Origin of the sequence: Mobilicoccus massiliensis (assembly GCF_000826525.2) — a bacterium.
Classification (GTDB): Bacteria; Actinomycetota; Actinomycetes; order Actinomycetales; family Dermatophilaceae; genus Mobilicoccus; species Mobilicoccus massiliensis.
The window spans coordinates 763968-780646 of record NZ_LN651331.1 but is presented as its reverse complement, the minus strand read 5'-3'; the positions used below and the strand labels follow the sequence as shown (position 1 = coordinate 780646).

13 protein-coding genes and 1 pseudogene are annotated in these 16679 nt (G+C 71.9%); 3 read left to right on the top strand and 11 right to left on the bottom strand.

Features of this window, described 5'->3' with window-relative positions; translation table 11 throughout:
* Positions 1-91: 91 nt before the first annotated feature.
* Positions 92-226, top strand: a pseudogene (locus BN1197_RS16340) (4-hydroxy-tetrahydrodipicolinate reductase); the annotation flags it as partial.
* Here the strand turns inward: BN1197_RS16340 and BN1197_RS16335 are convergent.
* The 11 genes from BN1197_RS16335 to BN1197_RS16280 form a co-directional block, all read right to left on the bottom strand.
* Positions 189-1358 (bottom strand): glycosyltransferase, encoded by a 1170-nt coding sequence (locus BN1197_RS16335; protein WP_245852017.1) that lies wholly within the window; start codon positions 1356-1358, stop codon positions 189-191. The pseudogene BN1197_RS16340 and the gene BN1197_RS16335 overlap by 38 nt on opposite strands.
* The gene (locus BN1197_RS16330) at positions 1358-2302 is read right to left on the bottom strand and encodes an FkbM family methyltransferase (protein ID WP_082043998.1); all 945 of its coding nucleotides are present in this window, start codon (positions 2300-2302) and stop codon (positions 1358-1360) included. Before BN1197_RS16330 ends, BN1197_RS16335 begins: the two co-directional genes overlap by 1 nt.
* Positions 2299-3699: a galactosyltransferase-related protein gene (locus tag BN1197_RS16325; protein ID WP_052466873.1), complete on the bottom strand. Its 1401-nt coding sequence runs from the start codon at positions 3697-3699 to the stop codon at positions 2299-2301. Before BN1197_RS16325 ends, BN1197_RS16330 begins: the two co-directional genes overlap by 4 nt.
* Positions 3684-4739 carry a glycosyltransferase family protein gene (locus BN1197_RS16320; protein ID WP_052466872.1) on the bottom strand — a complete coding sequence of 352 codons (1056 nt, stop codon included), beginning with the start codon at positions 4737-4739 and terminating at the stop codon, positions 3684-3686. Before BN1197_RS16320 ends, BN1197_RS16325 begins: the two co-directional genes overlap by 16 nt.
* The gene (locus BN1197_RS17920; RefSeq protein ID WP_245851987.1) at positions 4736-6706 is read right to left on the bottom strand and encodes a glycosyltransferase family 2 protein; all 1971 of its coding nucleotides are present in this window, start codon (positions 6704-6706) and stop codon (positions 4736-4738) included. The genes BN1197_RS16320 and BN1197_RS17920 overlap by 4 nt, the downstream gene beginning before the upstream one ends.
* Positions 6703-7728, bottom strand: a complete 1026-nt coding sequence (locus BN1197_RS16305; RefSeq protein WP_141397316.1) for a glycosyltransferase family 1 protein — start codon at positions 7726-7728, stop codon at positions 6703-6705. Before BN1197_RS16305 ends, BN1197_RS17920 begins: the two co-directional genes overlap by 4 nt.
* 196 nt (positions 7729-7924) lie before the next feature.
* Positions 7925-9211: an MFS transporter gene (locus tag BN1197_RS16300; RefSeq protein ID WP_245851985.1), complete on the bottom strand. Its 1287-nt coding sequence runs from the start codon at positions 9209-9211 to the stop codon at positions 7925-7927.
* Positions 9212-9555: 344 nt separating this feature from the next.
* Positions 9556-9759, bottom strand: a complete 204-nt coding sequence (locus tag BN1197_RS16295; protein ID WP_052466870.1) for a YbdD/YjiX family protein — start codon at positions 9757-9759, stop codon at positions 9556-9558.
* Positions 9760-9804: 45 nt separating this feature from the next.
* Positions 9805-12081 (bottom strand): carbon starvation CstA family protein, encoded by a 2277-nt coding sequence (locus BN1197_RS16290; protein ID WP_040161941.1) that lies wholly within the window; start codon positions 12079-12081, stop codon positions 9805-9807.
* A 122-nt stretch (positions 12082-12203) separates the two neighbouring features.
* Positions 12204-12710 (bottom strand): dihydrofolate reductase, encoded by a 507-nt coding sequence (locus BN1197_RS16285; protein ID WP_052466869.1) that lies wholly within the window; start codon positions 12708-12710, stop codon positions 12204-12206.
* 10 nt (positions 12711-12720) lie between these two features.
* On the bottom strand, positions 12721-13533 hold the full coding sequence (locus BN1197_RS16280) for a thymidylate synthase (RefSeq protein WP_040162243.1): 813 nt from the start codon (positions 13531-13533) through the stop codon (positions 12721-12723).
* A 266-nt stretch (positions 13534-13799) separates the two neighbouring features.
* On the opposite strand from BN1197_RS16280, the gene dapA reads away from it, so the two are divergent.
* Positions 13800-14687 (top strand): 4-hydroxy-tetrahydrodipicolinate synthase, encoded by an 888-nt coding sequence (dapA, locus tag BN1197_RS16275; protein WP_040161938.1) that lies wholly within the window; start codon positions 13800-13802, stop codon positions 14685-14687.
* Entirely contained in the window at positions 14684-16366 is a 1683-nt protein-coding gene (locus BN1197_RS16270) for a ribonuclease J (protein ID WP_040161935.1), read from the top strand. The genes dapA and BN1197_RS16270 overlap by 4 nt, the downstream gene beginning before the upstream one ends.
* Positions 16367-16679: the final 313 nt, after the last annotated feature.

Sequence of the window (16679 nt, the reverse complement as noted above, 5' to 3'; positions counted from 1 at the left end):
GGCGCCGGCGGGGGTGGCAGCTGTTCTGAGCGTAGCGGCGGGCCGCTCGGCCGACCAGGTCCGTGTTCCGATCAGCGACCGAGCCGGCCATGGCGAGACGTTGACGATCCGCCACGACTCCTACGACCGTGTGAGCTTCATGCCCGGGGTGCTCGCCGGCGTGCGTGAGGTGGGAAGCCGGCCGGGCCTCACCGTGGGGCTGGAGAACTACCTCGATCTGGGGTGATCCCGCGTCGTGGCAGGTGGGCGTGCGGCATCCGAGCCCGTTCGACCACGTGACCGGGACGTGCCATCATCGCGTCGATGATCTCGAGGTAGCGCTCGATCATCGCCGTGGCCGAGAGTCGGGCGACGGCGTCGGCGCGCACTCTTCCTCGATCCATGCGCAACGCGCGGGGAACGGCCGCGGCCAGGGCTCGCGCGGCCGCGTCGTCGTCACCGTCCCGATCCGCCACGAGCACTCCGCCCTCGTCGCCGACGACCTCGCGCACGCCGCCGCGATCGAGAGCGACGACGGGAGTGCCGCACATCATCGCCTCGGCCGCGACGAGGCCGAACGGCTCCTCCCAGCGGGGGGTGACGAGGGCGGAGTCGCTGCGGGCGAGGACGTCGCGGATCTGGGCCTGTGAGAGGTGCCCGAGATGACGCACGGTGTCGTCCATCAGGGGACGCACGTCGCGCTCGTAGTGGCCGGCGTCGCTCACCGGGCCGACGATCGTGAGCGGGAGACCGGCGTGCCGGGCCGCGCGAAGCGCGACGGGCAGCCCCTTCTCGGGGGTGATGCGGCCGACCCACACGAGCCCGTCGCCGCCCGGACCGGGGCGGAATCGCTGCTCGTCGACCCCGTTGGGTACGACGGCCACGTCGGGGAGTGTCGTCCAGGCGCGCGCCGTATGCGCACTCACCGCGACGTAGCGGGCAGCCCGTACGGCGAGCGCGGCGCCGATCTCCATCCCCGGCAGTGGCGGGGTGTGCAGGGTCGTGAGCACGGGCGCCGAGAGGGTGTGGCCGAACGCAAGCGGGAGCGGGCTGAAGCTGTGGTTGAGGATGAGGTCCACGCCCGTGCGCTGCACCAGGTCACCGGTCGCCCAGGCGTAGGCGTGCTGGTCGGCGAGGTCGCGCAGCGCCCGCGGGTCGTCGCCGAGGTCGTCGCGGGCGGCCCTGCTCATCGCGGGCAGGTCGGGGTAGGTGAGGAGCCGGTCGGCGAGACCTGTCGGCGTGCCCTCGCGGGCGTAGAGCAGCACGTGGTGCCCCCGTTCGCGTAGCCCGCCGACGAGGCCGGCGACCATCGACTCCTGCCCGCCGGCGAAGGGTTCTCCGAGGTGATGCCACGTCGGTCCGAGCACGGCCAGCCGCATCAGCACGCCCCGGCATCTGTGAGGTCGGCGGTCGCGTCCTTGACGGTCGGCTCGACGAGCGCGCGGAATCGCGCCTCCGCGGCCGTGGGCAGGACGTCTCGACGCACGAGTTCGCGCAGGCAGACGAGGGCGAGACCGAGCGATCCGTAGGCACCCGCCGCGACGAGGGCCCCGGCGCGAAGCAGATCGTCGTCGAGGTCGGCGAGGCGGGCCGGGTCGCGCACGTACAGCAGGTCGGCCTCGACGAGGTGACGCGCACGGGCCTGCAGCGGGTCGTCCCAGGCCACGGGGGCGAGTGGCCACGTGCGGCTCGTGACGAACGCGTGCGGCACGAAGCCGGCCTCCCGCAGCCGGGCGTCGACGTCGGCGAACGTCGGGCCGTCCTCGTAGAGCCGGTGGAACGCCACCTCGACCTGCACCGCGAACGTCGACGCCAGGAGGCGAACGGCGCCGTCGAGGATCGCCGGCTCGCTGCCCTGCACGTCGAGGACGAGCAGATCCGCCCTGTCCAGCCCGACGTCGTCGAGACGCGAGGTCGTCACCGGCGTGCGCCCCGTGACCTCCGCGAGGCGGGAGAAGTCGGTGAGGACCGCGAGCTGAGCCGCGTCCGGCTCGAGCAGCGAGGAGAACCCGGCCTCGGAGCACGTGCGCAGCGTGTGCTCGTCGCCGTCGCCGAGCGCGGTGGGCAGGTACTGCTCGGTGTCGCTCGTGCGATCCGCGAGGGCGGCCATCGCCTCGGGGTCGGGCTCGAACCCGGTGACTCGGGCCACGCCGGACTCGAGCAGGGGCGCGTAGCACGGCGGTTCGCCGACGAGAGGGCTCGCACCGGCGTCGACGATCTCGAGGGCGCGGCCCGATTCGAGCAGCTCGGCGAGCGCGGTGATCACCCGGGCAGGTAGCGGGGGAGGCAGATGCTCGGCCAGGGCGCTGCGGGGGTCGATCATCGTGGGCCTCCGGGGTCGGGATTCGTCTGCGGGGTCCGGGTGGACGGGGTGCGCGAAGTGCGGTCGGCGGGAAGCAACGGGGGGAGCTCGTCCGTGGTGAGCCATCCCCATTCGGCCTCGAGCCGCCCGTCGGGGCGGGAAGCCCGGACGGCGTCGAGAACCTCGGCCGGGGGCGGAGAGGACGCGGGTGCCGTGGGGGCCTCTGCCGCCTGCGCGCGGGCAAGGTCTCGAGTTCTGGCGATCGTCAGGCCGGGGAGATCGAGCGGTGCCCTCGCGCAGAGGTCGGCCAGCGGGGTGCGCAGCCGGAGGGGGCGGGTGACGCGGACGCGGTGGCGGGCGCGCAGTCGGACTCGCTCGTCGACGGGCCTCCGCTGCACGCGCGGGTCGGACTCGGGCCACGTGCCGTCGTCGAGAATGCCGCCGCGGGACAACCAGATCCGGGCGTCGGTGCCGCGCAGCAGGTCGGCGCAGGTGAGCAGGGTGTCGGCGGACCGCCATCCGTCGTCGTCGACCTCGATGACGACGTCGGGGTTGGCCCAGAGCAGTCCGGGGTCCCGCGCGCCCGGTTCGGTGACGACCTCGGCCACCCGGCGGGTCTCGAGATCCTTCGTCGAGAGACGCGTGTGCTCGTCGGACTCCACGTCTCGACCGGACGCGTCGGGCCCGTCGTGCCAGGCCACCGCGTTCGGGGCGTGCCGCAGATCGGCCCCGGCGAGCCACGCCCGGTTGGCGAGGTCCCAGTCCTCGCCGCCGTACCCGACGAACGAGTCGTCGAACCCGCCGGTGGCCTCCCACAGTTCGCGGGTCAGGCCGAGCACGGCGCTGATGACGAACCGGTAGCTGCGGTCGTCGGCCGTTCGCAGCAGCTCTGTGGCGGCGTAGCCCTCGTCGAGCCACGCCGTGTCGGGCAGCACACGCTCGGAGTGTCGACTCGGCTCGGCGACGAAGGCGAGCACCTCGTCGGGGGTCAGACCGGCGAGGTCGGCGTACCGACGGCGGCCGACGACGAGCGCGCGACGGTCGGGGGCCTCGATGGCCGTCTCCTGCAGGGCGGCCAGTAGGGCCGGCACGTATCCGGCGGTCGGGATCGTGTCTCCGTCGAGGAAGAACAGCGCCTCGACGTCGGGGTCGGCCTCGAGCAGCGCTCGAGCCCCGAGGTTGCGGGCGGCCGCGGCACGAAAACCCAGGTCGGGCTGGGTGACGACCCGAACTGGATAGGGCCGGGGGCCAGGGTCGGGCGGGGTCGCCGAACCGTCGTCGGCCACGACGACCTGCAACGGAACGGGGGAGTCGGCCAACGCCGTGAGCACGAGGTCCAGGCTCCTCGGCGCCTCGTAGTGCACGACGACCACGCCGACGCGCGGGCCGGTGACCGGGCGGCTCATCGGACGGCCCATCCGTCGAGGATCCGGGCGAGTCGACGTGCGCACTCGTGCGCGTCGGGGCCGAGGCGGACGCCGGGATCGAGCCACGTGACCTCCGGCGCCGCCAGGGCCGCGCGAGCGGCGGCGACGAGGTCGCAGTAGGGAGTTCCGTGCCCGTAGCGCAGCACCGCACCGGGGCAACGCGCGTCGAGTTCGTCGACGTAGCCCCCGGCGGGGACGAGGGGCCGACGGCCGGCGGCGAGCCACGAGCCGATCGACCCGGAGGCTGAGACGTGGCGGTGTGGCGCGACGGGCACGCCCGCGGCCCGCAACGTGGGGACGACGTCCTCCTCGGGGAGGTGACCGGTGATCCGCGCGGTCGTGCCGAGCTCATGGGCCCGTCGGGTCAGTTCGTCGCCGAGACCCTCGTGGCCGGGGGAGAGCTCGCCAAGCGCGACGAGAGCGACACCGAGCGCACCGGCCGCCTCGACGGCGTCGGCGTGGCCCTTGCCGGGGTAGACGTAGCCGAAGACGGCCAGCTCGCGCGGCATCGTCGCAGGTCTCGCCACGAACTCACCGGGCACCTGGCCCGGCAGTGGCAGGGGCACGACCTCGATCGGCCCACCGGCGGGCAGGCGCTCCTCGGCAAGGGCCGTGGTGAGCAGGTCTCGCTCGTGCATGCTCGCGACGACCACGCCCGCGGCGCGCGAGGCCATCGCCGCGTAGGCGGCGCGTCGGCGTTCGTAACGGCCCTCACCATCGGCCGGCTGCGGTAGGTCGTGCAGGGTGAGCGAGACCGCGCGGCGCTCCATGAGCGGCACGACGCGCTCCGCGCACTCCCCCGCCGTCGGGGCGAGCAGGTGATCGGTGAGGTGGAGGTGGGTGAGCCGCGCCGGCGGCAGGATCGACAGGTCGGGCAGCTCCTCGGCCCGGTGGACGGCATGGCCGACGAGGGGCGCCTGATCGAGCAGCCCCAGGGCGTGGCGGGTCACGCCGTGGCGCGCAGGCCCGACGACGACGTGCAGCACGACGGGATCCGCCTCTTCTCGTCGCGCCGGTGGCGTCGCGTTCATGCCGTGGCCTCGTCGTCGACCGCGGTGACGACCCACCGGTCTCCGTCGTAGGAGGCCAACCCGCGCTCGGCGAAGGCGTCGAGCCAGCCCTCCATCGGGTGCCACCCCCAGCGGGCCGCGAACAAGTTGGCGTTGCGGACGATGTCGTGCAGGTGGTCGACCGGTGGGCTCTGCGTCGGGTGGTGCTGGTGCCAGGCGTCGGCGCCACCGGTCCACGTGAGCACCCCGTCGAGCTGGGAGAGGCGCATCGCGAAGTCGGTGTCCTCGCCTCCGTAGCCGTCGTACTCCTCGCAGAACCCGCCGATGCGCCGGTAGTCGTCCACGCTCGTCGCGAACGACAGCGACCAGAAGAGCCGCAGGTCGTCGGCCACGATCCGCTCACCGGGAGCCGGCGCGGGCCGGGCGGGGTGCGGCCGCGCGAGCTCGGGCAGGTGGGCGAGGTCGTAGCCGTCGCGCGGCGCCGGTGGCAGATAGGCGACGGTGCCCGCGACGACGTGCGGGCGGCGCGGGTGGGTGTCGTCGTGCCCGGCGCCGGCTCCACGCACCAGGTCGGCGTACGTGGCGACGAGGGTCGGTGAGGGGATGCAGTCGACGTCGAGGAAGACGAGGGTGTCGCAACCGAGTTCGGCTGCTCGCGTGGCACCGGCGTTGCGGGCGCGGGCGAGGGGGAGCCGCCCACCAGGAGCCCGCCCGACGTGCACGACGTCGGGGACGAGGCCGGTGCCTGCGCAGGCCTGTGCGCAGACCGCGTCGACGACGGCATCGTCCATGGCCACGACGACGAGCCGTTCGGGCAGGTGGGTCCCGGCAGCGAGGCCGGAGAGCAGCCCGCTCAGGTGATCGTGGCGACCGTGGACGATCGTCACAAGCGCGGTGGCGGCGACGAGATCCCGGTCACGCGCCGCGGCTTCGACGGCCCGAGCGGCGCGGTGGGCGCCGAACCCGTCACTCCACGTCGACCAGCGGCGCCCGTCCCGCCGGCGGGCCCGCGTGAGCAGCCCCGGCCAGTCGAGGTCGACCGGAGGAAGGCCCCGATGGTCGGTCTGCACGACCTCGGCGAGGTCGGCATCACCCAGCGCTGCCGCAGTGGCGCGCTGTTCGTCGTGGGGTCGCGGCAGGGCCACCACGACGGCCGGACGCCGTGCGGCGGCCACCTCGGCGACCGCGTTCTGGCCGGCGTGGGTGAGCACGACATCGGCGTGGCGAAGTTCGTCCCACACGTCGACGGGGTCGGCGCCTCGCCGCCACGTCCAGCCCGGCGTCCGTTGTTCGATGCGGGCCCATACCTCCTCCGGCCACTCTCCGCCGCCGCGCCCCCAGAGGGCGAACACGCGTCCCGCGCCGCCGTCGGGGTCGACTGGGGTGTCGACTCGGCTGTCGACTGCGGCGAGCCCGTCGCGGCGCGGGGCGCCGGGGTCGCGCAGGTGAGCGTCGAACCGCGAGATGCCACCGACGTTCAGCACCGGGCCCCCGGGCAGGCCCGGCTCGGGCAACGCCGCGGGCCAGGGGGCGAGCAGGAGGCGGGCGGCGTCGTAGGCGAGGGTGTGCGGCCGGTCGTTGCGGTAGCCGCGCATGGCGACGACGACCACGGGGAGGCCGAGGAGTCGTGCGAGCAGCGTCACCTCGACGGAGACGTCGACGACGAGGAGGTCGACCCGCTCGTCGGTGAGCAGCGCGGCCAGGCGCTGCATGCGCTCGCCGTACGGATGGGGCTGCGTCGGTGCCCAGTGCAGCACTCCGCCGGCGGTCGGGTCGGATCCCGCGGGCGGTTCGGCGGTGTCGTCGGGCAGGACGTGCCAGGCCCCCGGCCAGTCGGGCGGCTCGGTGGCCGTGGAGAACCCGACGACCCGGTCGCGACACTTGCCGGCGATCTGTGTCGCCCGGGTCGTGTGCCCGGAGCCGTGGTGGTGCACGTAGAAGCCGATCGTCCGCGGTGCCGGGGCGAAGGGCGTGGTCGCGTCGGTCATCCGCCCACCCGCCTGGCGAGGTCCCGGTGGAGGCTCGTGTGCAGGCGGGCCACGATGTCGCGTTCGGCGAGCCGGGCGGCGGCCGAGGGGCGCTCGGGCCGAATCCCGGCCCTGTGTGCCTCGTGTGCCGCGACGAGTCGTCCGGCGAGGTCGTCGAGGCTCGTGTAGGAGCGGATCGGGTGTTGTTCATTCAGGTCCCCGACGTCGGCGGCGAGAACCTCGGTGCCGAGGTCGTGGCACATCTCGAGCCAGCCGGAGTGCGTCCCGTGCCGGTAGGGCAGCAGTGCGAGGTCGGTGGCGAGCAGGTCGGACCACAACGCGGCGTCATCGAGGGGGTCGTGAACTCGCACGTCGACGTGCCCGCCGTGGGCGGCGAGGATCGTCGCGAGGCGAGGATCGTGCCGGGGGTGCCCTGTGTCGAGGACGTCGGCGTGCACGTGGACCCGCAGGACGGCGTCACCGAGTTCACGCACGACCTCGATCGCTCGCAGGACCGCGTCGAGGTCGATGTTGGCCCGCAGTGATTTGAGGTGCACGCCGACGGTCCACACCGAGGCGGTCCTGCGCGGCCGTTCCACCCATGCGGGCGCGACGACGAGCGGGTGGGGGTGAACGACGGCCTCACGCCCCCATCGCTGCCGGATCCGAGCCGCGGCACCGCTGGTCAGCGTGGTGAGCACGTCCGCAGCGGGTACGAGCACATCGAGCAGGTCCTCGTGGCCGCGCTGGTCGCGCAGGTGAGGGTTGACGAGGTCGTGCACCGTGAAGGCGAGGCCGACGCGATGCCGACGCAGGGCGCTCACCCACGCGCGTGCCTGCGCCGGAGTGAGGTGCTCGAAGCCGAAGTGGAGGTGGACGACATCGACGTGGTCGGTGGCCTCGGCGACCCACTCGGGACGCAGCGCGGTCGGCGGCCACCACTGGCCGGCGGGGGCTCCGGGCACCGCCGGGTCGGGGAGGAACGTCGCTGCCGGGCCCGAGATCGACCGCGTGTAGGGGTGTGCGGCGGGGACGTGCTGCACGCGCACAGGCCAGCAGGAACGATCCAAGGGTGCCTCCGAACCGTCAGGCGCCGCCAAAGGCGGTCCACCAAGGAACGCCCCACCCCTGGAGCGCCGCCGACAACCTAGCCCCCTCCCGGTGCTCCCGGCCACCCGAGTCCGCGAACGCTCCGGCCCTGGTCGCGAAACGGATTGCGACACAGCGTGGCTCGTGAGCTCAGGCCGCGGCCTCGGGGGATAGCGAGCGGCTGCGGGGGGTGAGGGCGAGCACGACGATCGCCGCTACCCCCGACACGAGGCCGTACGCCAGGCCCACGCCCGGGTAGCCAGCGGCGCCCATGACCAGCCCGGCGGTTGCCGCCCCGATCGCGCCGACCAGTGACACGAGAGCGTCGGTGAAGCCCTGCGCCTCCACGCGCTGCGCGGGTGGCAGCGAGCTCGTGAGCATCGTCGCGCCCGCCACCGACGACGCCGACCACCCCAGCCCGAGCAGGACGAGGCCGGCCGTGACGAGCATGAGATGCGGGGCGCCCAGGCCGGCGAGCGCGACCGCGCCGAGGAGCGCCACCAGACCGCCGACCGTGACCGTCTTGGGGCCGAGCCGGTCGGTGAGGACGCCCATGACCGGCGACAGCGCGTACATCCCGGCGATGTGCAGCGAGATCGTCACCCCGATGACGCTGAGCGTGTCGGCCTGCGGCGCGTCGTGCATGCGGTGGGCGATGTGCAGCGGGGTCATCGACATGACCCCGACCATGGTCGCGTGGGCCCCGATCATGCCGACGACGGCCGCGAGGGAGACGGGGTGCGAGGCGACGATCCGCGCGCCCCCGGCCCAGGAGTGGGTGCTGCCGGTGGCGGTCGGCGCGCCGTCGAGGGCGCGCCGGGTCAACAGCGGATCGGGTCGGAGCAGCGTGAGGATGACGACCCCGCCGACGACCATGCCGGCCGCCGAGATGAGGAAGGCGCCCGCGTACGGCGGCAACCCGAGCACCTGTGCGATCGCGGCGCCCGGCGTCACGGTGTTGGGGCCGAGGACGGCGCCGACGGTGATCGCCCAGACGACGATCGACAGGTCGCGGCCACGATGCTCGGGCTCGGCGAGGTCCGTGACGGCGAACCGCGCCTGCAGGTTGACCGCCGTCGCCACCCCGACCAGCACGGATCCCACCACGAGCAGCGCGAACGACGACCAGATGACGGCCGCGACCATCGCGAACGTGCCGCAGATGGCCGCGATCAACCCGCTGCCGAGGGCGATGCGCCGCCCCTTGGCCGCCGCCAGCCGGGCGAGGGGCACCGCGCTCAGCGCCGCCCCCAGACCGAGGGCGGTGGTCGCGGTGCCGGCGAGAGCCTCGTTGCCCGAGAGGTCGACGGCGAGGACCGACCCGAGCGCCAGCGTCGACCCGTTCCCGAGCGAAGAGAACACCTGCGCCGACGACAGCACCCACCGTGTCCGCTTCTGCACGTCGGCAGTGGAGAGTGTCGAAGTCACGGCCGCCATGCTGCCACCACCCCCGGCGCCAGCGAAAGCGCCTGTCCGAGCGTCCTTCCACCGCTCGTCACCCCCACGGCGCCCCGAGCGCCCCGGCCACGGCGACCAGAACGACCACCCCCACGGCGAGCCGAACGCCTGGCCACGCAGCGACCCGAACGCCTGGCCCAACGGCGACCCGAACGCCTGGCCCAACGGCGACTCGAACGCCCCGGCCAAGGCGACCCGAACGCCTGGCCCCACGACGATCCGACGGCCGCATCCCGGGTCACCGCGGCCCCAAGAACCACGGCGTTCCCTGGACACGACTCGGGCCGACCTGCAGGGGTGCAGGTCGGCCCGAGAGGGGGAGGTCAGCAGCAGCGGGTCTTGGGGTTGCGTTCCATGTCGTCGTACTTGTCCCGCCAGAACTGCTTCTCGGTGGGGATCGTCGCGTCGGGGTGCGTGCGGCGTAGGTGCTCGACGTAGCGCTCGTAGGCGTCGGCGCCGGTGACGCCGCGCACGTACCAGCGCAGGGTGTCGAGTGCGCCGCGGGCCCGCGTCAGTGCGTCGGTCATGGCCTCACTCCGTCCCGATCGTGGGTCGTCCGATCTGCAGTTCGGTCAATGGTGCCCCCCGGCGGGCGTGGGGTCGAGACCCGCGTCGCGCCATTCGGCGAGCACCTCCCTCTCCAGGGGGGTGGCGACGAATCCGCTGGGCGCGAAGATCCGCGACGGCGGGGCGTCGTGTTCGATGGCGGGAGCGGCGCGGCCTTGCAGGGTTCGGGCGACGACGACCATGGCGGCGACGAAGACGATGAGCACGAGCACCGCGTAGACGATCGAGAGCGTGCCCTGGACGAACGTGTTGCGGACGACGGCCTCGATCTGGGCGGGCGTCTTGGCGGTCTGGAAGGTCTGTGCGCCTGAGGCGAGGGCGGCCTTGGCCTGGTTGTGGATCGTCCAGTACCCGATCTTGGGGTTGGTGCTGAAGATCTTCTGCCAGGAGGCGACCATCGTCACGAGCAGCACGAATGCCATGGGCAGGCCGGGGATCCAGGCCCACTTGAGGCCGACCTTCTTGACGGTGACGGCGAACACGACGCAGAGGGCCATGGCGGCGAGTAGCTGGTTGGCGATGCCGAACAGCGGGAAGAGCATGTTGATGCCGCCGAGGGGGTCGGTGACACCCATGTAGAGGATGCTGCCCCAGGCGAGGACCATGATCGTGGTGGAGATCCACGCGCCGGGGCGCCAGCTCGGGTCCTTGAAGGCCGAGAGGCCGCGGACGTTGCCGATGGCGTCGGAGAGCATGAATCGCGCGACGCGGGTACCGGCGTCGATGGTCGTGAGGATGAACAGGGCCTCGAAGAGGATCGCGAAGTGGTACCAGAAGGCCTTGTCGCCGATGAGGTTGAGCAGTGGGGTGCGGTGCATGACCTCCGACATGCCGAAGGCGAGGGTGGGGGCGCCGCCGGTGCGGGAGATGATGGAGTTCTCGCCGACGGCCTGCGCGGCCTGGGTGTAGACGGCGGGGTCGATGGGCGGCAGCGGGGTGCCGCCGGGGGAGACGAGGTGCAGGCCGTTGGTGTACGCGGCTGCGGCCTCGGCGGTGCCGCCGGTGAGACCGGCGGGGGCGTTCATCGCGAAGTAGATGTGCTGGTCGAGGATGCACGCGGAGACGAGGGCCATGATGGCGACGAAGCTCTCGGTGAGCATGCCGCCGTACCCGATCATGCGGGCCTGCGACTCCTTCTCGATGAGCTTGGGCGTGGTGCCCGAGGAGATCAGGGCGTGGAAGCCGGAGATGGCGCCGCAGGCGATGGTGATGAAGAGGAACGGGAAGAGGCTGCCGGAGAAGGCGGGGCCGGTGCCGTCGATGGCGAAGTGGGTGACGGCGGGCATCTGCAGCTCGGGGCGCACGATGAGGATCGCGACGGCGAGCATGGCGATGGTGCCGACCTTCATGAAGGTGGAGAGGTAGTCGCGCGGGGCGAGCAGGAGCCACACGGGCAGCACGGCGGCGACGAAGCCGTAGACGGCGAGGCAGATCGCGAGGGTGGGCTTGTCGAGGATGAACAGGTGGCCCCAGTCGGTCTGCGACACCCAGCGACCGCTGACGATGGCGGCGAGCAGCAGCACGACGCCGATGGCCGAGACCTCGGAGACGCGGCCGGGACGCAGGTAGCGCAGGTAGACGCCCATGAAGATGGCGATCGGGATGGTCATGGCGACCGCCCACACGGCCCAGGCGCTCTCGGCGAGGGCGCCGATCATGACGACGCCGAGGACGGCGATGAGGATGACCATGATCGTGATGACGCCGATGATCGCGGCCCAGCCGCCGATCGGGCCGAGTTCGTCGCGGGCCATCTGGCCGAGGGTGCGGCCGCGGCGGCGGGTCGAGAGGTGGAGCACCATGAAGTCCTGCACCGCGCCGGCGAAGATGACGCCGAGGACGATCCAGAGGGTGCCGGGCAGGTAACCCATCTGCGAGGCGAGGACGGGACCGACGAGGGGGCCGGCTCCGGAGATCGCCGCGAAGTGGTGTCCGAAGAGCACCCGGCGGTCGGTGGGCATGAAGTCCTTGCCGTTGTCGAACTCTTCCGCGGGGGTCATGCGGATGTCGTTCGGCCGGTGGATCTTGACTTCGATGAGCTTGGCGTAGAAGCGGAAGGCGATGAGGTAGCTGCCGACGGCGGCGAGGACGATCCATGCCGAGTTCACGTGTTCGCCGCGGGAGGTCGCGAGCATGGCCCAGCCGAGGGCGGCGAGGACCGCGATGAGGGCGATGACCAGCTTGGCCTTGGCCGACATGCCGGGGGGTTCGACGACCGCGACGGGCGGGCGGTCTGGGTCGGTGCGAAGCTTGTGCGCGTCGCTCTCGGTCGCGGTGGACATGGATGCTCCGTTCGAGGAAGGGGGGCCGATTCGCGAACCTTAAGTCCTCGTCCGGGGCGGTAGAAGAATTCGCGCCCGTGTGTTCGACGACTCCTTTTCAGTGGTGAGAGTGTCGAGTGCGTTCATTCGGTGCGGCGATAGGTGACGAACGCGAAGGCCAGGCGGTCGTCCCGGGCCACCTCTGTCCACGAGTCGGGGTCGAGCCGTGGGAATCTCGTGTCTCCCTCGGCGTCGGCGTCGACCTCGGTGAGTTCGAGGCGGTCGGCGCGGGGGAGGACGGCCTCGTAGATCTGGCCGCCACCGAGAACCATGATGTGTTCGCCGCCGGGCAGTTCGGCGGCGAGGTCGAGGGCCTCCTCCAGGTCGTGGGCGACGCGCACTCCTTCGCTCGACCACGACGGGTCGCGGGTGAGCACGACGGTCTCGCGTCCGGGCAGGGCGCGGCCGATGGCCTCGTGGGTGCGCCTTCCCATGACGAGGGGGTGGCCCATGGTCAGCGACTTGAACCGGCGGAAGTCCTCGCGAAAGTGCCATGGCTGGTCGGTGCCGTCGCCGATGACGCCGTTGGCCGCGACGAGGGCGACGAGGACGATCTCGGAGTCGCGAGCGGTGCGCGGGTGCGTGCTCATGTCGGGGCGCTCACACCGCGATGGGGGCCGCGATGGAGGGGTGGGGGTCGTACCCCTCGAGCGAGATGTCGTCGAGGGTGAAGGCGTCGATCTCGCGCACGTCGGGGTCGAGCCTCAGCGTCGGCAGCGGTCGGGGGGTGCGGTCGAGCTGCGTGCGGGCCTGGTGGAGGTGATTGAGGTAGAGGTGCGCGTCGCCGATGGTGTGGACGAACTCGCCGACCTGCAGGCCGGTGACCTGGGCCATCATGTGCGTGAGCAGGGCGTAGGAGGCGATGTTGAAGGGCACACCGAGGAAGGTGTCGGCGCTGCGTTGGTAGAGCTGGCAGGAGAGCCGGTCGGGGCCGCCGCGGTGGTCGGGGGCGACGTAGAACTGGAACATCGTGTGGCACGGCGGCAAGGCCATGTCGTCGACCTCGGCGACGTTCCACGCCGAGACGATGTGACGCCGTGAGTACGGGTTGGTGCGCAACGCCTCGACCACGCCGGCGATCTGGTCGATCGTGCGGCCGTCGGGTGCGGGCCACGAGCGCCACTGGTGGCCGTAGACCGGGCCGAGGTCGCCGTTCTCGTCGGCCCATTCGTCCCAGATCGTGATGCCGTGCTCGTGGAGCCAGGCGACGTTGGTGTCGCCACGCAGGAACCAGAGCAGCTCCCCGAACACCGATCTCAGGTGGAGCTTCTTGGTGGTGACCACGGGGAACCCGGCGGCGAGGTCGAAGCGCATCTGATGACCGAACACCGAGAGCGTGCCGGTGCCGGTGCGGTCACCGCGTTCGACGCCGTCGTCGAGGATGCGCGAGAGGAGGTCCAGGTACGGCTGCATGCGCACACCGTAGCCATCGCCACCGACAACCCCTCAGGCGGTGACCGGCATCACACTCTCGTGGTGAATCCGTGCGTAACGCCGGGTGCGCTCCGGCGATGTCCTCGGTGAACGCGGCGCTACTCGAACCCCCGAGCGAGTAGTGCCGCGTTCTTCCATGTCGGCCCGGGTCCGCGATGCGAGGTCTGTCGGAGACCCGGTGCGCCGAGCACTACGGCGTCGTGCCTGCGGTGTGACCGTCGGTGGGTGGCGCTACCGTGTGAGGCATGTCGACACCTCCCTTCGGTCGCGTGCTCACCGCGATGGTCACTCCCATGACGAGCGACGGCGACGTCGATCTCGACGCCGCCCGGCGCCTCGCCTCCCATCTGGTCGACGAGGGCAACGACGGCCTGGTCGTCAACGGGACGACGGGTGAGGCCTCGACCACGAGCGACGACGAGAAGGGGCGGTTGCTCGAGGCCGTCCTCGAAGCCGTGGGGGACCGGGCGCGCATCGTGGCCGGTGTCGGCACGAACGACACGGCGCACACCCTCGAACTGGCCCGGCAGGCCGCGGAGCGGGGGGTTCACGGGCTGCTCGTCGTCACGCCGTATTACAACAAGCCGCCGCAGTCGGGGCTGCTCGCCCACTTCCGGGCCGTGGCCGACGCCACCGAACTGCCGGTGATGCTGTACGACATCCCGGGACGCTCGGCGGTGCCGATCGCCACCGAGACGCTCATCGCGCTCGCCGAGCACCCGCGCATCCTCGCGGTCAAGGACGCGAAGGCCGACTTCTGGGGGGCCACGCAGGTGCTGCGGGCCACCGATCTGCTCTGGTACTCGGGCAACGACGGCGACAACCTGCTGCATCTGGTCCAGGGCGCCACGGGCATCGTCGGGGTCACCACCCACGTCGCGCCCGCGCAGTACGCGGCAATGGTCGACTCGGCCCACCGGGGCGACTTCGAGCAGGCGCGCCGCATCCACTTCGACCTCGTGCCCGCGGTCGACGCGGTCATGGGCATCACGCAGGGGGCGATGACGGTCAAGGCCGCGCTGGTCGAGCAGGGCGTCCTCACCTCCGACGCGGTGCGCGGCCCGCTCGTGCGCCTCACCGACGACGAGCGTGCGCGTCTGCGCGCAGGCCTGAAGGAGTCCGGTCTTCTGTGACCAACCAACACCTCGAACTGCCCGAGCCCGGCCCGCTGGCCCCCGGCGGGGTTCGCATCATCCCGCTCGGCGGCCTCGGCGAGGTCGGACGCAACATGACCGTCCTCGAGTACGAGGGCCGGCTCCTCGTCGTCGACTGCGGCGTGCTCTTTCCGGAGGACCACCCGGGCGTCGACCTCATCCTGCCGGACTTCTCCGCGATCGAGGACCGGCTCGACGACATCGAGGCGATCGTCCTCACCCACGGCCACGAGGACCACATCGGTGGCGTGCCGTACCTGCTGCGCCTCAAGCCCGACATCCCACTCATCGGCTCCACGCTCACGCTCGCATTGGTCGAGGCCAAGCTCAAGGAACACCGCATCAAGCCGTACACGATGGGTGTCAAGGAGGGGCAGATCGAGCCGCTCGGCGCGTTCGAGTGCGAGTTCGTCGCGGTCAACCACTCGATCCCCGATGCGCTCGCGGTGGCGATCCGGGCCGGCGACCAGCTCATCCTTCACACCGGCGACTTCAAGATGGATCAGTTGCCGCTCGACCACCGCATCACCGACCTCCGGGCGTTCGCGCGTCTGGGCGAGGAGGGCGTCGACCTCTTCCTCGTCGACTCGACCAACGCTGAGGTGCCCGGGTTCACGGTGCACGAGAAGGACATCTACCCGGCCATCGAGCGGGTGTTCGCCAAGGCGCAGCGGCGCATCATCGTCGCGTGCTTCTCCTCGCACGTGCACCGGGTGCAGCAGGTGCTCGACGCGGCGGCCGAGTACGGGCGCAAGGTGGCGATCGTCGGCCGTTCGATGGTGCGCAACATGGGCATCGCCGAGGAGCTCGGCTACCTGCACGTGCCGCCGGGTGTCGTCGTCGATTTCAAGAAGCTCGGCGATTACCCCGAGGACCAGCAGGTGCTCATCTGCACCGGCTCCCAGGGTGAGCCGATGGCCGCGTTGAGCCGCATGGCCAACCGCGATCACAAGATCGACGTCGGCGAGGGCGATACCGTCCTGCTCGCGAGCTCGCTCATCCCCGGCAACGAGAACGCGGTGTACCGCGTCATCAACGGACTCATGCGTCTCGGTGCCGACGTCGTGCACAAGGGCAACGCCCGCGTCCACGTCTCCGGGCACGCGAGCGCCGGCGAACTGCTCTACTGCTACAACATCGTTCGTCCACGCAACGTCATGCCGGTCCACGGTGAGTGGCGTCACCTCGTCGCCAACGGGCGCCTCGCCGAGGCGACTGGGGTGCCCAAGAGCCACGTGATCCTCGCCGAGGATGGCACGGTCGTCGACCTCGTCGACGGTGAGGCGATGATCGCGGGGTCGGTCGACTGCGGTTACGTCTACGTCGACGGCTCGTCGGTCGGTGGCACGACCGAGGCGCTGCTCAAGGACCGGCGCATCCTGCGCGACGAGGGGTTCGTCACGGTCGTGGTCGGCGTCGACATCTCGAACGGGCGGGTCACCACCGGTCCGGAGATCCTCGCCCGCGGGTTCGCCGAGGACGTCGCGGTGTTCGAGAACATCGCTCCCCAGATCAAGGACGCCGTCGAGCAGGCCGCCGCCAAGGGTGTCACCGACGCTCACCAGCTCCAACAGGTCGTCCGTCGCACGGTCGGCAGCTACGTGGGGGGCAAGTTGCGCCGCCGTCCGATGATCATCCCGGTGGTCATCGAGGCCTGATCGTCGCGCCCGGCGCCGGCGTCGTCGCCGAGGTCGTCGGAGGCATGCGGGACCGGCACCTGAACGGGAGTCGGCCGCCGGGTGAGAGGTGCGCAGCAACCTCGTCCACGGCGGGGTGTCGACTCAGGCGGAGCCCGGTTCTCGCCTAGTCTGCGACGGTGGCCACTCGTAACACGTCGTCCGCCCGCCGCCCGAAGAGTTCGGGAGGCGGGTCGAGTCGTGCCTCGGCGAGTCGAGGTGGGGCTCGCACATCGGGGGGCGGCGGCCGCCGACCGGCGTCGGGGCGCGGGTCGTCGCGACCAAGCCGTGGCCG

Coding starts and splice junctions, on each gene's coding strand:
- BN1197_RS16320 (WP_052466872.1), bottom strand. CDS start 4,739: ATGAACGCGACGCCACCGGCGCGACGAGAAGAGGCGGATCCCGTCGTG.
- dapA (WP_040161938.1), top strand. CDS start 13,800: ATGTCGACACCTCCCTTCGGTCGCGTGCTCACCGCGATGGTCACTCCC.
- BN1197_RS16300 (WP_245851985.1), bottom strand. CDS start 9,211: ATGGCGGCCGTGACTTCGACACTCTCCACTGCCGACGTGCAGAAGCGG.
- BN1197_RS16325 (WP_052466873.1), bottom strand. CDS start 3,699: ATGGGCCGTCCGATGAGCCGCCCGGTCACCGGCCCGCGCGTCGGCGTG.
- BN1197_RS16295 (WP_052466870.1), bottom strand. CDS start 9,759: ATGACCGACGCACTGACGCGGGCCCGCGGCGCACTCGACACCCTGCGC.
- BN1197_RS16280 (WP_040162243.1), bottom strand. CDS start 13,533: ATGCAGCCGTACCTGGACCTCCTCTCGCGCATCCTCGACGACGGCGTC.
- BN1197_RS17920 (WP_245851987.1), bottom strand. CDS start 6,706: ATGACCGACGCGACCACGCCCTTCGCCCCGGCACCGCGGACGATCGGC.
- BN1197_RS16285 (WP_052466869.1), bottom strand. CDS start 12,710: ATGAGCACGCACCCGCGCACCGCTCGCGACTCCGAGATCGTCCTCGTC.
- BN1197_RS16335 (WP_245852017.1), bottom strand. CDS start 1,358: ATGCGGCTGGCCGTGCTCGGACCGACGTGGCATCACCTCGGAGAACCC.
- BN1197_RS16330 (WP_082043998.1), bottom strand. CDS start 2,302: ATGATCGACCCCCGCAGCGCCCTGGCCGAGCATCTGCCTCCCCCGCTA.
- BN1197_RS16290 (WP_040161941.1), bottom strand. CDS start 12,081: ATGTCCACCGCGACCGAGAGCGACGCGCACAAGCTTCGCACCGACCCA.